At 72.1% G+C, this 14,665-nt stretch carries 18 protein-coding genes; 8 read left to right on the top strand and 10 right to left on the bottom strand.

The annotated features are described in order from the left end of the window. Positions 1-4: 4 nt before the first annotated feature. Positions 5-1,024 (bottom strand): SMP-30/gluconolactonase/LRE family protein, encoded by a 1,020-nt coding sequence (locus Plo01_RS10175; protein WP_203890282.1) that lies wholly within the window; start codon positions 1,022-1,024, stop codon positions 5-7. Positions 1,025-1,116: 92 nt separating this feature from the next. On the opposite strand from Plo01_RS10175, the gene Plo01_RS10170 reads away from it, so the two are divergent. Next, positions 1,117-2,037, top strand: coding sequence for a LysR family transcriptional regulator (locus Plo01_RS10170; RefSeq protein ID WP_203890281.1), 921 nt, complete (start codon positions 1,117-1,119; stop codon positions 2,035-2,037). Between the two features lie 106 nt (positions 2,038-2,143). Here Plo01_RS10170 and Plo01_RS10165 read toward each other — a convergent pair whose 3' ends face one another. The 8 genes from Plo01_RS10165 to Plo01_RS10130 form a co-directional block, all read right to left on the bottom strand. Further along, a complete protein-coding gene (locus Plo01_RS10165; protein WP_203890280.1) occupies positions 2,144-3,115 on the bottom strand; it encodes an amidohydrolase family protein in 972 nt (323 codons plus the stop codon). A gap of 3 nt (positions 3,116-3,118) precedes the next feature. After that, on the bottom strand, positions 3,119-3,634 hold the full coding sequence (locus Plo01_RS10160; RefSeq protein WP_203890279.1) for a 3-hydroxyanthranilate 3,4-dioxygenase: 516 nt from the start codon (positions 3,632-3,634) through the stop codon (positions 3,119-3,121). Then, positions 3,631-4,071 carry a RidA family protein gene (locus Plo01_RS10155; RefSeq protein ID WP_203890278.1) on the bottom strand — a complete coding sequence of 147 codons (441 nt, stop codon included), beginning with the start codon at positions 4,069-4,071 and terminating at the stop codon, positions 3,631-3,633. The genes Plo01_RS10160 and Plo01_RS10155 overlap by 4 nt, the downstream gene beginning before the upstream one ends. After that, positions 4,068-4,910, bottom strand: a complete 843-nt coding sequence (locus tag Plo01_RS10150; RefSeq protein WP_203890277.1) for a 2-keto-4-pentenoate hydratase — start codon at positions 4,908-4,910, stop codon at positions 4,068-4,070. Before Plo01_RS10150 ends, Plo01_RS10155 begins: the two co-directional genes overlap by 4 nt. Further along, positions 4,907-5,965, bottom strand: coding sequence for a 4-hydroxy-2-oxovalerate aldolase (gene dmpG / locus Plo01_RS10145; protein WP_203890276.1), 1,059 nt, complete (start codon positions 5,963-5,965; stop codon positions 4,907-4,909). The genes Plo01_RS10150 and dmpG overlap by 4 nt, the downstream gene beginning before the upstream one ends. Further along, a complete protein-coding gene (locus Plo01_RS10140; protein ID WP_275415375.1) occupies positions 5,962-6,933 on the bottom strand; it encodes an acetaldehyde dehydrogenase (acetylating) in 972 nt (323 codons plus the stop codon). The genes dmpG and Plo01_RS10140 overlap by 4 nt, the downstream gene beginning before the upstream one ends. An 85-nt stretch (positions 6,934-7,018) precedes the next feature. Continuing rightward, positions 7,019-7,819: a 2-keto-4-pentenoate hydratase gene (locus tag Plo01_RS10135; RefSeq protein WP_203890275.1), complete on the bottom strand. Its 801-nt coding sequence runs from the start codon at positions 7,817-7,819 to the stop codon at positions 7,019-7,021. Next, on the bottom strand, positions 7,816-9,276 hold the full coding sequence (locus tag Plo01_RS10130) for a 2-hydroxymuconic semialdehyde dehydrogenase (RefSeq protein WP_239316112.1): 1,461 nt from the start codon (positions 9,274-9,276) through the stop codon (positions 7,816-7,818). Before Plo01_RS10130 ends, Plo01_RS10135 begins: the two co-directional genes overlap by 4 nt. A gap of 91 nt (positions 9,277-9,367) precedes the next feature. Between Plo01_RS10130 and Plo01_RS10125 the strand changes: the two genes are divergently transcribed. The 6 genes from Plo01_RS10125 to Plo01_RS10105 all read left to right on the top strand — a co-directional run bounded on the left by Plo01_RS10125 (position 9,368) and on the right by Plo01_RS10105 (position 12,626). Beyond that, complete coding sequence (locus Plo01_RS10125; protein ID WP_239316111.1) at positions 9,368-10,117, top strand: IclR family transcriptional regulator; 750 nt, start codon at positions 9,368-9,370, stop codon at positions 10,115-10,117. A 120-nt stretch (positions 10,118-10,237) separates the two neighbouring features. Continuing rightward, on the top strand, positions 10,238-10,525 hold the full coding sequence (locus Plo01_RS40150; RefSeq protein WP_239316109.1) for an alpha/beta fold hydrolase: 288 nt from the start codon (positions 10,238-10,240) through the stop codon (positions 10,523-10,525). Positions 10,526-10,554: 29 nt separating this feature from the next. Next, the gene (locus tag Plo01_RS40145) at positions 10,555-10,686 is read left to right on the top strand and encodes an alpha/beta fold hydrolase (RefSeq protein WP_239316107.1); all 132 of its coding nucleotides are present in this window, start codon (positions 10,555-10,557) and stop codon (positions 10,684-10,686) included. A gap of 150 nt (positions 10,687-10,836) precedes the next feature. Then, the gene (locus tag Plo01_RS10115; RefSeq protein ID WP_203890273.1) at positions 10,837-11,355 is read left to right on the top strand and encodes a VanZ family protein; all 519 of its coding nucleotides are present in this window, start codon (positions 10,837-10,839) and stop codon (positions 11,353-11,355) included. A gap of 173 nt (positions 11,356-11,528) precedes the next feature. Beyond that, complete coding sequence (locus tag Plo01_RS10110) at positions 11,529-12,281, top strand: GntR family transcriptional regulator (protein WP_203890272.1); 753 nt, start codon at positions 11,529-11,531, stop codon at positions 12,279-12,281. Positions 12,282-12,407: 126 nt separating this feature from the next. Next, positions 12,408-12,626 (top strand): hypothetical protein, encoded by a 219-nt coding sequence (locus Plo01_RS10105; RefSeq protein ID WP_203890271.1) that lies wholly within the window; start codon positions 12,408-12,410, stop codon positions 12,624-12,626. A gap of 190 nt (positions 12,627-12,816) precedes the next feature. Here Plo01_RS10105 and Plo01_RS10100 read toward each other — a convergent pair whose 3' ends face one another. Next, positions 12,817-13,908 (bottom strand): hypothetical protein, encoded by a 1,092-nt coding sequence (locus Plo01_RS10100; RefSeq protein WP_203890270.1) that lies wholly within the window; start codon positions 13,906-13,908, stop codon positions 12,817-12,819. Between the two features lie 140 nt (positions 13,909-14,048). Here Plo01_RS10100 and Plo01_RS10095 point away from each other — a divergent pair, with 140 nt between their 5' ends. Next, positions 14,049-14,591: a gamma carbonic anhydrase family protein gene (locus Plo01_RS10095; RefSeq protein ID WP_203890269.1), complete on the top strand. Its 543-nt coding sequence runs from the start codon at positions 14,049-14,051 to the stop codon at positions 14,589-14,591. Positions 14,592-14,665 lie beyond the last annotated feature (74 nt).

Genomic DNA, 14,665 nt, shown 5'->3' with positions numbered 1-14,665 from the left:
CCGATCAGCCCAACCGGCCGCGGTCCGGGGTCAGCCGCACCACCGTGTACGGCAGCACCGGGCTTTCGGCTCCGTACTGGAAGTTGACCACCAGCAGGTCGCGCCCGTCGAACGCCGCCGTGGAGGGGCCGTGCAGCCTCGGATCGGTGACCCGCGCCAGCAGTCTGCCCCGGCCGGAGCCGGCGTCGAGCCGTATCACGTTGACGGTGTTGCCGTCACCGTCGGCGTTGCTGACCGCGTAGAGCGTGCGGCCGCGGAGGAGGAGGCCGTCACCGCGTACCAGGGCACCGCCCAGATCGATCGGCCTGACGGTGCGCCGCCGCAGATCGACGCGGTGCAGCACTCCGTCGTTGTAGTCGGCGACGACGAGGTGCCGCTGGTCCGGGGTGACCGCGATGCCGTTGAGGTTGAAGCCCTCGGTGTACACGATGCCCGTGCCCCGAAGGTCGAGGAAGGCCCGCAGCGGTGCGGTCGCCCCGTTGCCGCCCCGCAGCTCCGCGGCGCCGATGCGGTAGATCGTCGGTTGGAACGAGTCGGTGACGTAGACGTCGCCGTTCCCGGCCACGGCGACGTCGTTGAGCATCGAGTTCGGCGTGGCGGTGGCGAAGCGGTGCAGCAGGGCGCCGGTCCGCGTGTCGTACACCCACACGAAGCCGGTCGCCCCGCCCGCGACGATGAGACGGCCTGCGGCGTCGACCTTCATCCCACCGGCGGTGGTCCGGCCGTCGGCGGCGTTGCCGGGCAGCCACACCGAGGTCCGGGGCGAGCGGACGTCGCCACGGTAGATGCGTCCGTCGGTCACGCTGCCGACGTAGAAGTACGGCGTCCTCGGGTCGCGGGCGATGCCCTCGGGGTAGGCGTCGTCGCCGGCCAGGACGTAGACGCCGGGCCGGTCGGCCGGGGTCGCCGTCGCCGCCAAGGTCGCCGCCGTTGTCGTCGTCGCCATCGCCGCCGATGCGGCGCCGGCGGAGGAGGCGAGCACCACAGCCGCCACGGCCGCGGAGAGAAGTCGGTGAATACGCACAGTTTTCCTTCGATTGTCGGTCCCCGCCAGCCTCGCCCACGGACCGGCACCCCAACAAGATCGTTTTTGGTATCCCGGTATACCCTCGCGGTATGCCGGTCGACCTGCGACTCATGCGATATGTCGTCACGATCGCCGAGGAAGGCGGCTTCCAGCGCGCCGCCGAACGCCTGCACATGGCCCAGCCGCCGCTGAGCAGGCAGATCCGCGACCTGGAACGCCAACTCGGGGTGGCGCTGTTCCACCGCCGCCCGACCCGGCTCACCGAGGCGGGCAAGGCGTTCGTGGCGTCCGCGCGGAGGATGCTGGCCGACGCCGACGCGATGATCGAATTGATGCGGGCGGTGAGGCAGGGTGAGTCCGGCACGGTGCGCCTGGGGATGGTCATCAGCGCCGCCCACGAGACGGTGCCGGAACTGCTCGCCGCGTTGCGGTCGGCGCACCCGGACGTCACCGTCCGGGCGCGCGAGGCCTGGTCGGGCGAGCTCGACGCCGGCCTGCGGGCGGGCCGGTTCGACCTGGTGCTGGGGCGGATGATCCCGCGGCGGCCCGGCCTCGCCCGGCAGACCGTCCGACGGGAGCCGCTGGTCGCGGTCGTCGGCACCGCCCACCCGCTCGCCGGCCGCCCGGCGGCCGCCCTGTCCGACCTGTACGGCAGCCGGCTCCGCCTGGTCCCCGGTGACGTGGCGCCGGACTACCGCGGCGCGGTCCTCGCCGCCCTGGCGCCTACTGGCCTGGAGTTCGAGGCGGACGACTGCGAGGTGCTCGGCTGGCGCCACCTCGGTCTCACCGACGGCGAGAGCTTCGCGCTGGTACCGCGTTCGCTCGGCGCCCTGCCCGCGGCCGACGGCGTGGTTCTCCCGCTCACCGACCACCTGCCCGCCCCCGACCTGGAGCTGGTCTGGCGGCGGGACGCCCTGCCCCCGGCCGGTGTCGCCTTCGCCCGCGTCGCGGAGGCGACGGCGCGTGAGCGCGGCTGGCTGGAAGCCGCCCCCGTCGGCCTGCCCGCCTGACACCGACGCCGCCCGTGTCGCCTGCCCGCCTGACACCGACGCCGCCCGCCTGCTACGGCGAGGTGACGGCGACGACCGCCGGGACGGTGGCGGCCGTCCCGCGCTCTCAGCGGCCGAGGAACCGTACGGCGTTGCCGCCGAGGAGCTTGGCGCGGGCCGTACCGGACAGGAACTCCGCGCCCCGCACCAGCGACCCGACGGGCGACTCCCCGAGCGGGTAGGGGAAGTCGGAGCCGAGCATCACCCGGTCCTCGCCCATCGTGTCCACCAGCAGCCGCAGCGCCCGCTCGTCGAACACGACCGAGTCCACGCTGAAGCGCTCCACGTAGCGGGACGGCGGCAGCTCCGAGACGCCGACCAGGTCGTTCCGGCGGTGCCAGGCGTTCTCGAAGCGCCCGAGCCAGAAGGCGAACGAGCCGCCGCCGTGCGCGAAGCAGATCCGCAACGACTCCGGCACCCGGTCGAAGACCCCGCCGAGGATCATCGCCAGCACCGACAGGTGGGTCTCGGCGGGCATGCCGACCAGCCACTGCGCCATCCAGCGCTCCAGCCGGGGGCCGCCCGGCAGGTCCCACGGGTGGACGAAGACGGGCGCCCCCACGGCGGCGCAGTGCTGGAGGAACTGCACGATCCCCGCGTCGTCGAGGTCGCGGTCCCCGACGTGGTTGCCGATCTCGACGCCCGCGTGCCCGGCGGCCAGGCACCGGTCCAGCTCGGCGCAGGCCAGGTCCGGGTCCTGGAGCGGCACCTGGCAGAACGGCACCAGCCGCTCGTCCGCGCAGATCTCCAGGGCCAGGTCGTTGAAGATCTCGGCCACCCGCACCGCCTGCGCCGCCGGGCGCTCGTAGGAGAAGAACACCGGGGTCGGCGAGACCACCTGCACGTCCACCCCGTCGGCGTCCATGGCCGAAAGGCGGCGGGCCGGGTTCCAGCAGTCGTCCTGGATCCGGCGGAACTCCCGGTCGCCGAGGAGGATCATGGCCTCCCGCTCGGAGTCCACCCGGAGCCGGGGGGCGTCCGCCCAGCCCAGCTCCGGCCAGCCCTTCGGGACGTGGTGGGTGTGGACGTCAACGATCACTCGTCATCCCTTGCCCGGGTGGAGCGCACCGCAGTTCTCGCAGGTGCGGGCCTTCTCGTCGGCGTAGAACGCCTGGAAGATCGGGGGCAGGTCGGTCACGATGTCGCGGACCTGGAGCTCCACCTCGTGGACGACCGCGCTGCACTCCTGGCAGTACCAGAGGAACTTCTCCAGCACGCCCTCCGGCCGGATCCGCTCGACCACCAGGCCGATCGAGCCCTCCTCGGGGCGCTGCGGCGAGTGCGGCACGTTCGCCGGGAGCAGCCACATCTGACCCTCGCGGATGTGCACGGTGTCCGGCCCGTCGGGGGTCATGACGTTGACGTGCATGTTCCCGCGGACCTGGTAGAAGAGCTCCTCGTAGGGGTCGATGTGGAAGTCGGTGCGCGCGTTCGGCCCGCCGACGACCATCACGATGAAGTCCCCGGCCTGCTCGAAGAGGACCTTGTTGGCCACCGGGGGCTTGAGCAGGTGGGCGTGCTCGTCGATCCACGCGGTGAAGTCGATGGGGGGAATCATGGCTGGTCCTCTCGGAGCGGGTGATAGGCGACGGCCTGGATCTCGATGAGCAGGTGCGGGTGGGGCAGCTGGTGCACGGCCACGGTGGTGCGCGTCGGGCCGGTCTCGTCGAAGTACTCGGCGTAGACCCGGTTGTATCCCCCGAAGTCATTCATGTTGACCAGGTAGGCGGTGATCTGGACGAGGTCGCTCAGGTCGGCCCCGACGGCCTTGAGGATGTCACCGATGTTCTCGATCACCGCCCGGGTCTGCGCGGCGATGTCGAGCGTGACCGTGCCGAACGCGTCGGCCGCGGCCCCGACGATCGTGTTGTCCGGGCGGCGGGAGCTGGTGCCGGAGACGTAGATGAAGTCCCCGGCCCGCTTGGCGTGCGGGAACCGCCCGCGCGGGACGGCCTTGCCCTTGACGACGATCCCCTCGCTGTTCCCGCCGCTCACGAGGCCGCCTCCCCGCCACGGGTTCCCCCGGTGACGGGCTCCCCGGCGGTCGTCTCCCCGGCGGTCGATCCTCCCGCGGACGGCTCCGCGGTGAACGAGACCGAGCCCAGATGCTGGATCTCCGCCCTGACGTGGGCCCCGGCCGGCAGCGGCTCGGCGGCCGTGGCGGCTCCGGCCAGCAGCACCCAGCCGGGCTCCAGGACCGTCCCCTCCGCCGCGGCCAGGCGGGCGGCCTCGACGATCGCCCGGCGCGGGTCGCCCAGGATCGCGGCGGTGGAGCCGACCTGGACCGGGCGGCCGTCGATCTCGAAGACGACGCCGAGGTTCCAGCGCGCGGGGTCGTACGGCCGCCAGGGGCCCACGACGTACCCGGCGGCGGAGGTGTTGTCGGCGATCACGTCGGGGAGCGAGAACCGGAAGTTCTCGTACCGCGAGTCGATGATCTCGATGCCGGGAGCGGCGGCGGCGATCGCGTCCGGCGCGAACGCGTCGGCGACCGAGGCGATCCGCCGCCCGATCAGATAGACGACCTCGGGTTCCACCCGGGGATGGATGTAGCCGGCCAGGCCGACGGCGGCGCCGTCGGGGATGGCGGTGGAGGCGGTGACGCGTCCGAGGATGACGTCGTGCACGCCCATCTGGCGGCGCTTGCCCTCGCTGGTGAGGCCCAGTTTCACCCCCGAGATCCGGTCCCCGCGCTCCAGCCGGAGCCGGAGCAGCTCCTGCTGGACCCGGTAGGCCGTGGCCACGTCGCAGCCCTGCTCCGGCTGCGGCACGGCGCGGGCCGTACGGGCCGCCTCGTCCAGGATCTCCGCCAGCTTGCGGACGTCGGCGGTCACCGGTTCTCCTTCACTCGGGCGCCGTCCCCGTCCCCCGCCGGAGCGGAGCCGTTCCCGGCCCGGGCCAGGTCCAGCGCGATGTCCACGATCATGTCCTCCTGGCCGCCCACCATCCGGCGGCGGCCCGCCTCGGCCAGGATGGCCCGGGCGTCCACCCCGTAGCGCGCCGAGGCGGCCTCGGCGTGCCTCAGGAAGCTGGAGTAGACCCCCGCGTAGCCCAGCGTCAGCGTCTCCCGGTCCACCCGGACCGGCCGGTCCTGCAACGGCCTGACCAGGTCGTCGGCCGCGTCCATCAGGGCGTTCACGTCGCAGCCGTGCTCCCAGCCCATCAGGTCGGCCACCGCCGCGAACGCCTCCAGCGGGCAGTTGCCCGCGCCCGCGCCCATCCCGGCCAGGGAGGCGTCCACCCGCAGGGCGCCGCCCTCCACCGCCACGACCGAGTTGGCCACGCCCAGGCCCAGGTTGTGGTGGGCGTGGATGCCGATCTCCGTCCCCTCGTCGAGGACCTCGCGGTAGGCCCGGACCCGGGCCCGGACCCCGTCCATGGTCAGCCTGCCCCCGGAGTCGGTCACGTAGACGCAGTGCGCGCCGTACGACTCCATGAGCACGGCCTGCCGCGCCAGCTCCTCCGGCTCCGCCATGTGCGACATCATCAGGAACCCGGCCACGTCCATGCCGAGGTCCCGCGCCGTCGCGATGTGCTGGGCGGAGATGTCGGCCTCGGTGCAGTGCGTGGCGATCCGGACCGAGGTGACCCCGAGCGCGTGGGCGCGCCTGAGGTCGCCGACGGTGCCGATGCCCGGCAGCAGCAGGGTGGTCAGCCGCGCCCGCCGTACGGCTCCCGCGACCGCCTCGATCCACTCGTCGTCGGTGTGCTCGCCCGCGCCGTAGGTGAAGCTGCTCCCGGCGAGCCCGTCCCCGTGGGCCACCTCGACCGCCGCGACCCCCGCGGCGTCCAGCGCCGCCGCGATGGCGGCGGCCTGGGCGGCGGTGTAGCGGTGCCGGATGGCGTGCATGCCGTCCCGCAGGGTCACGTCCTGAACGTAGATCCTCACGGGGCCACCGTCCTGTCCGCGAGAGGGCCGGCGGCGCGGGACGCGGACTCTCCGGCCGCGTCCGGCGCGGCGCGCTCGGCGAGCCGCTCGGCGGTGCGCAGCGCGGCCGAGGTCATGATGTCCAGGTTGCCGGCGTAGGCCGGGAGATAGTGGGCGGCGCCCTCGACCTCCAGGAAGACGCTCACCTTGACCCCGCCGGTCCGCTCCCCGGTCGGCAGCGGCTCCCCCGCCGGGATCCCGTCGAACTGCACGTCCTGCTTGAGCCGGTAACCGGGGACGTACTGCCGCACTTTCTCCACCATCTCCCCCACGGCTCCGGCCACGGCGGCCTCGTCGCACCCGTCCACCAGGCAGTAGACGGTGTCCCGCATGATCAACGGCGGTTCGGCCGGGTTCAGGACGATGATCGCCTTTCCCCGGGCCGCCCCGCCGACCCGCTCGATCGCCCGGGAGGTCGTCTCGGTGAACTCGTCGATGTTGGCCCGGGTGCCCGGCCCGGCCGACCGGGACGCGATCGAGGCGACGATCTCGGCGTATCTGACCGGGACCGCGGAGGCCACCGCCGCCACGATCGGGATCGTCGCCTGCCCGCCGCAGGTGACCATGTTGAGGTTCGGCTCGCCGAGGTGGGCGTCCAGGTTGACCGTCGGCACCACGTACGGGCCGATCGCGGCGGGGGTCAGATCGATCACCCGCTTGCCGTGCTCCCGCAGCACCCGGTCGTTGCCCGGGTGCGCCGCCGCGGAGGTCGCGTCGAGCACGACGTCCACGTCCGCGAACTCCGGCAGCCGCACCAGGCCCTCGACGCCCTCGTGCGTGGTCGCCAGCCCGCGCCGCCCGGCCCGCGCCAGGCCGTCGGAGCCGGGGTCGATGCCGGCCATCGCGACGACCTCGACCTTCCGGGACAGCAGCGCCTTGAACATCAGGTCGGTCCCGATGTTCCCCGACCCCAAGATCGCGATCCTCACGGTCGCTCACCGCTCCTCACTCGCTCCGCGGGCGACCTCGTCCCTCGGCCGACCACTCCACTCGCCCCGCCGGGCTCGCTCCGCCTCACTCGAAGACCGCCCTGACCGAGCCGACTCCGTCGATGTGCGCCTCGAACACGTCGCCGGGCTCGACCTCCACCACCGGGCCGAGCGCCCCGGTGAGCACGATGTCGCCGGCCCGCAGCGGGAAGTCCGTGCCGTCCAGCGCGTTCGCCAGCCAGACGGCGGCGTTCAGGGGGTTGCCGAGGCAGGCCGCGCCCGCGCCGGTGGAGACCTCCTGGCCGCGCCGGTTCATGGTCATCCCGGCCAGCCTGAGGTCGAGGCCGGTCAGCGGGGTCGGGGTGGCGCCGAGCACGAAGGCCCCGCTGGAGGCGTTGTCGGCGATCGTGTCCACGAGTGTGATGTCCCACCCGGCGATCCGGCTGTCGACGATCTCGATCGCGGGCAGCACGAAGTCCACGGCCCGGATGACGTCGGCCACGGTGAACGGCCCGCCGGTCAGGTCGGCGCCGAGCACCAGGGCGATCTCCGCCTCGGCCCTGGGCTGGAGGAACCGCCCGGTCGGCACGGGCAGCCCGTCCAGATGGGCCATGTCGGCGAAGAGCATGCCGAAGTCGGGGCTGTCCACGCCGAGCTGGCGCTGGACCGCCGCCGAGGTCAGGCCGATCTTCCGGCCGACCAGCCGCCGCCCCTCCGCCAGCGCCCGGCGCGTGTTGATCGCCTGTACGGCGTAGCCGGTCTCGGCGGTCCGGCCGGGCAGGGTCTCGCGCACCGGCGGGCACGGCTTGCCGCTCCGGGCGGCCTCCAGCAACCGGTCGGCCGCCTCGGTGAACACGTCGACGGCCTCGCTCCACTCATCGGTCATATCTCGGCCCTTCCCGGCTCCAGCTTGATCGTTATCGTGGTCGGCTCGGAGTAGAAGTCCAGCGAGCGCGTGCCGCCCTCGCGGCCGATGCCGGAGAGCTTCACCCCGCCGAACGGGGTGCGCAGGTCCCGCAGGTACCAGGTGTTGACCCAGATCAGCCCCGCCTCCAGCGACTGGGCGACCCGGTGGGCGCGGCTGAGCGAGGACGTCCAGACGGTCGCGGCCAGGCCGTACTCGCTCTCGTTGGCCAGGGCGACCGCCTCGGCCTCGGCGTCGAACGGCGCGACGTGGCAGACCGGGCCGAAGATCTCCTCCCGGTTCACCCGGGAGCCGGACGGCAGACCGGTCAGCACGGTCGGCTCGACGTAGTAGCCGCCGTCGCGGTCGTCGCCGAAGCGCGGCGCCCCGCCGCCCGCGTGGATCTCGGCGCCCTCGTCCTCGGCCAGCGCGTAGTAGGACAGCACCTTGTCCCGGTGCTCCGCCGAGATCATCGGCATCATCGTGGTGTGCTCGTCCTGCGGGCGGCCGAAGGCCAGCTCTCGTGCCCGTCCGGCCAGCCGGGCGACGAACTCGCCGAACACCGGCCGCTCCACATAGAGCCGCTCGGTGCACAGGCAGACCTGCCCGCCGTTGGTGAACACCGACCGCACGGCGCCCTCCACGGCCGCGTCCAGGTCGGCGTCGGCGAAGACCAGCCCGGCGTTCTTCCCGCCCAGCTCGAACGAGACCGGCTTGACCCGGTCCGCCACCGACTTCATGATCGCCGATCCGGTACGGCTCTCGCCGGTGAAGGTGACCGCGTCCACCCCCGGGTGCTCGACCAGGAACTGCCCGGCCGAGCCGGGGCCGAAGCCGTTGACGACGTTGAGCACGCCCGGCGGGAGCCCGATCGAGGCGGCGATCTCGGCCAGCACGGCCATCGAGCCCGGCGTGTGCTCCGACGGCTTGACCACGACGGTGTTGCCCGCGACGAGCGCGGGGCCGATCTTCCAGGTCGCCAGGAGGAACGGCAGGTTCCACGGCACGATGACCGCGACCACGCCCAGGGGCCTGCGCACGGTGTAGCTCAGCACGTCCTTCAGGTGGAACGCGTTCTCCGGGTGCTGGGCCGCGATCTCGGCGAAGGACCGGAAGTTGGCCGCGCCCCGGGGGATGTCCAGGGTGCGGGTCTGCGTGATCGACTTTCCGGTGTCCGCGATCTCCGCGGCGACCAGGTCCTCGAACCGCTCCTCGATCGCGTCGGCCAGGCGGCGCATCCAGGCGGCCCGCTCGGCCGCCTGCAGTCCCGACCATCCGGGCAGGGCGGCACGGGCCGCGGAGACCGCCCGGTCCACGACGGAGCGGTCCGCCTCGTGGACCCGGCGGACCTCCCGGCCGGTGACCGGGTCGTATCCGGCGAACGTCTCGCCCTCGGCGACCGGCAGCCCACCGATGAAGTGGGTGACCAGGTCAGACACGGTTTCTCCTCGGGGCATCCTGGGGAATCGGGCATTCTTCTCTACCTATGGGTATAGAGCGACGGGCCATCGATGAGCAACAATTCGTTCCGTGACACGGAACTCCGACCGCCTCTCCATGCTGGAGAAGTCCTGGCTCGTGCTGGACGCGTTCCGCCCCACGGGAGGGCCGCTGCGCCTGACCGACGTGGCCGAACGCTGCCACCTGCCCAAGACCACCACCTTCCGGCTGCTCACCGAGCTCGCCGAGATCGGCGCCGTCGCCCGGCGGGAGAACGGCTACTATCTCGGCCGCCGGCTGTTCGAGCTCGGTTGCATCGTCCCCCTTGAACGCGATCTCCGCCATGCGGCGCTGCCGTTCATGCACGATCTGTACGAGGCGACCCACGAGACCGTGCATCTCGGGGTGCGCGACGGCCTCGACGTCGTCTACGTGGAGAAGATCCGCGGTCAGGAGGCCTTCGCCCTCCCCTCCCGGGTCGGCGGCCGCCTCCCGCTGACCTGCACCGGCATCGGCAAGGCCCTGCTGGCCTACTCGGGCCCCGAGCTGATCGAGGAGGTCCTCGCCCGCCCGCTGCGCCGCCTGACCCCGCACTCGATCGTCGATCCCCGGCGCCTGGAGGAGGCCATCGGCCAGATCCAGGCGGCCGGCCTCGCCTACGAGCGCGAGGAGGCCCAGCCGGGCGGCGCCTGCATCGCGGCCCCGGTGTTCCACGAGGGAGCCGCCGTGGCCGCCCTGTCCGTCTCCGTCCCGCTGCCCCGCTTCCACCCCACCCGCCTGGCCCCGGCCGTCAAAGCCGCCGCCCTCGGCATCTCCCGTGCCCTCTCCCGCACCATCTGACGCGGATCGCGCCGGTACGGCGCGCACCAAGGCCAAAGGCCCGACGCCGGTACGGCGAGACGTGGCACGGACGTGGTCGGCGCCGCCGTACGGGTGGTCACGCGATGGAACACTGAGGGAGTGCTCGTCGAAAGCGTCATACCCGTGTCCGATCAGCCCGTCATGGAATTATTCGTCACGCAGAGCACAGGACCCGCTGACCGCACTCTGCTGGTGATCCACGGCGGTCCCGACTGGGACCACACCTACCTGCGTGAGCCACTCACAGAGCTTGCCGATCGCCATCGGATCGTCCTGCCGGATCTACGCGGCTGCGGGCGTTCCACCCGTGGTCTCGCCGATGACCGATACACCCCTGCCGCCGCCACCAACGATCTCATCCGGCCCTCGGGCTGCCCTTACTTCTGATCCAAGGCCGCCAGGACATGGTCTTCCCTGTGGACCTGGTTGAGGACACCGTGAAACTGATCCCTTCTGCCCGCGCCGTGGTGATCGAGGAGGCAGGACACATGGCCCACATCGACCAGCCCCGCATATGGCTCGATGCCATCGCCGACTTCCTGTCCTGACCGCTCGATCACCGCGTCACGATCAACACGATGAGTCGCCGCACCGGCGCCGGTCGCGCTCGGCGGCCGCTGCGGGAGACCTTTCCTGGAGGTCACCTTCCTGTACCCCGTGCCGTCGATGGGAGCGTTTCGGCGCGGCATGATGGCCTCATGGGGCGGGCGTGGGAGGCATGGGGAGATGTCGTCGTCGCGGCCGTTCTGGCCGTCCCGCTCGCCACTCTGGCCGCCTTCCTCCTCGCCCGCTCCCGCACCCGCTCCGGGCACTCCTCGCCCCGCCGTACGGCCCTCGCCGACGTGGTCATCGTGGCCGGGACCGCCCCCTGGATCTGGATGATCCTCACCCCCGGGACGGAGCCGGGGGTGCATCTCGTCCCCCTGGTCGACCTGCTCGACCAGCTCGTCCTGCTGTCCCCCGGAGCGGTGTTCGTGCAGGTCGGGGGCAATCTTCTGGTCTTCGCCGCGCTCGGCGCCATGCTCCCGGTCCGCTCGCCGCGCTTCGCCTCGATCGGCGCGGTGGCGGGCGTCGCGGCGGGGGCCTCGCTCCTCGTCGAGCTCCTGCAGTACGGCCTGCGCCTGGACCGGGTGAGCTCGGTGGACGACGTCCTCCTCAACACGGCGGGGGCCGTCCTCGCGGCCGTCGTCACGCGCCGGTGGTGGGCCCGCCGATAGCGGTCGGGATCGTTCCAAGGTAACGGACCGAGAAAACTCTCGTAGATCGCCACAGGGGCACGATCCACTCAAAAGAAGCACGGGACCAACCTCTGTATCTGTGCGATCGTGGACAAGGCGGGGCAAGTTCTCTGGAGACGCCAAACCCGGCTGGTGACAGAGGGTGATCACACGTGCAGCAATCCCCCGTACCTCCCGAGACCCCGATCTACCGGCGCATCGCCGACAGGCTCCGCGAAGCGATCCTGTCCGGCGAGCTCCGGGACGGGGACCGGCTTCCGGGCGAGAACGCCCTCATGGCCCAGCACGGCATAGCCCGCGCGACCGCCAGGCAGGCGCTCTCAGTGCTCATCAACGAAGGGCTGGCCGTGCCCAAACGCGGCTCGGGAGTCTACGTCCGGCAGTTCCGGCCCCTCAGGAGGCACGGCTCCCGGAGACTCTCCCAGGAACGGTGGGGGCGAGGGCAGGCCATCTGGGACTCCGACACCAGGGGCCGGCCGTACACCGTGGACGACATGCAGATCGCCAGGGAGGAGGCGGAGGAGGAGATCGCCCGCGTGCTGGACAGCGCGGAGGTCTGGGTACGGCGCAGGCGCTACTCGGTGGACGGGCGGCCGGTCCAGATGTCCGTCTCCTACTTTCCCGCCGCGCTGGTCGAGGGCACCGCGGTCGTGCGGGAGGACACCGGCCCCGGCGGTGTCTACGCGCGCCTGGGCGATCTCGGCCACGCCCCGGCCCATTTCACCGAGGAACTGAGGGCCCGCATGCCCCATCCGCACGAGACCGTTCTGCTGGACCTCCCGGCGGGCACCCCGGTCATCGTGATCATGAGGACGGCCTACAGCGCGAACGGCATCCCCGTCGAGGTCAACGAGATGATCCTCGACTCGGCCTCATATGTACTTCAGTATGACTTCGACGCATAGATCAAGGGCAATAGTCAACCGATAGGTTGACCTGACCCTCGCGATCATTGATTTCTCTAGAGATGTGCCTCACCTTCGGAAATGGAACGTCACAGCGGTGGCCCTGGGCGCGGGGAAGGTGCGTGGATGTCTTTCGACCGGCATCTGGCGGAGATAGCCCGGGAGTTTCCCGACTGGACGATCTGGCGGAGTGACGCGGGGCGGTGGTGGGCCACTCGCCATCACCCGCTCACTCCCGTGCAGCGCGAGGCGGGCTGCGCGATGACCATCGACGCGGACGACCCGGACGGACTGCGCGAGCAGCTCTACGACCAGAGGGAGCGCCTTGACGGCACGATCCCTTGACGACCGCCCGGTGCCGGAGTCAGCCCAGCTCAAGCGGCTCCGGCGCCGGGCCCCCAATCGCGGAAGCCTCTGACCCTATCGGGGGCGGGGGCTTCCGCCCGCAGGCCTGCCCGCGAGTGCCGATGGGCTGCACTCGCGGATCTCCCGTGAACCCCGCCGCGGGCCTCGCCCGCGGCGGGGTTCACGGGCCTCACTTGCGGGTGGCGAGCTCCTCGTCGTCGTCCCGGGCGGGTTCGAGGGTCACGTCGGTGTCGTCGGCGGCGGCGGGTCGGCCGTGGGCGGGGGTCCGCGTCCCGTCCTCCTCGTCCTCCACGATCACGCGCACCGCCTCCACGTCCACCTCGGGGGCGGACTGCGGGGCGGGGGCGACGGCCGCCACGGCGGCCGGGGCGATGGCGGCCGGGACCGGCGCGGAGGGCAGGACCGCGTCCTCGTCGATCAGCGGGCCGGCGACGCCCTCCCGCTGGATCAGGTCGCCGATGACCGCGCCCATCTCGTTGAGACGGCGCATGACCTCGCGGTGGGTGTCGGTCAGGTAGGTGACGCGCCGGCCCGTGCTCTCGTCCAGGACCGAGGCGCGCTGCTGGGCGGAGGTCAGCGTGGCGTGGGCCTCGGAGCGGGCCGAGGTCAGGGTCGCCTCCGCCTCGGCCCGGGCGGAGGTCAGCGTGGCCTCCGACTCGGCCCGGGCGCTCCGCAGGGTCTCGTCCGCCTCCATGCGCGCCGCGTTGAGCTTCTCCTCGGCGTCGTTGCCCGCCTGCGCCAGCATCTGCTCGGCGTTGGCGGTGGCCTCGCCGACCCTGCGCTCGGCCTCCTGCTGGGCGGAGGACAGGATGCCCTCGGCGCGCTCCCGGGCGGAGGTCAGCATGCGCTCGGCCTCCTGCTGGGCGGAGGACACGACGCTCTCGGCGTGCTCCCGCGCGACGGCCAGCATGCGATCGGCCTCGGTGGCGGCGTCGTCCCTGACCTTGGTGGCCTCGGTCGCGGCGACCTCGCGCTTGGCCGCGGCCTCCTCCTCGGCCAGTTTGAGGATCTGGCTGAGCCGCTGGCCGAGCTCGTCGTAGTCCTGCGGCGCCTCGGAGAGCCTGCGCCGCGCCTCGGCGAGCTCCAGCCTGCCCTGCTCCGCCTGATCGATCGCCCGCGCGACCCGCTCCTCCAGATCGCGGATCTGGTTGCGTGTGCGGATCATGTAGTCATGGACCTGACGGCGGCTGTAACCGCGCATGACGACCTCGAACGAGTCCTCATGCATCAGGTCGGGAAAGCTCTCATGCTGGTTTGTCATCGTGATGCCCGTAGAGGTCGTGTGGCGGAAAAGGAGACGTCAGGAAACGACTCTGCTGCCATCTACCCGAGACCGCAACCGGAACGCCGGACCTCCTTGCGGAAATACCGGACACCCTCACTCCCCGTAACATCGGTCCCATGACGACGACCCCCTACATCGCCTCACTCGACGACGGTGCTTCCCCTGACATCCACCCGGAAGCATACGTAGCCCCGGGAGTGGTGGTCGTCGGCCGCGTACGGCTCGGCCGCGCCGCCAGCGTCTGGTACGGCTCGGTCCTGCGGGGCGACGACGAGGCCGTCGAGGTCGGCGAGGAGTGCAACATCCAGGACCTGTGCTGCCTGCACGCCGACCCCGGCCAGCCCGCCGTGCTGGAGCCGAGGGTGAGCCTGGGTCACAAGGCCATGGTGCACGGGGCGCACGTGGAGACCGGGGCCCTCGTCGGCATCGGCGCGATCGTGCTCGGCGGGGCGCGGATCGGCGCGGGATCGCTGGTCGCCGCCGGAGCCCTGGTCGGTCCCGGGAAGAAGATCCCCGCCGGGGTCCTGGTGGCGGGCGTCCCGGGCAAGATCGTCCGTGAGCTCACCGACGACGACCGCGCGTCCTTCGCCCGCACCCCGGACAACTACATGGCCAAGGCCGCCCGCCACCGCGCCGCGACGGCCCTCCCGCCGGCGTGAGCCTCCGCCCCGCGGCGGCCCGCCGGGGCCCGGTCCCCGGCCACCGCGCCGCGACAGTCTTCTCACCGGCGTGA

The sequence above is a fragment of the Planobispora longispora genome (assembly GCF_016863135.1).
Taxonomy (GTDB): domain Bacteria; phylum Actinomycetota; class Actinomycetes; order Streptosporangiales; family Streptosporangiaceae; genus Planobispora; species Planobispora longispora.
This window is presented reverse-complemented; position numbering and strand designations above follow the sequence as displayed.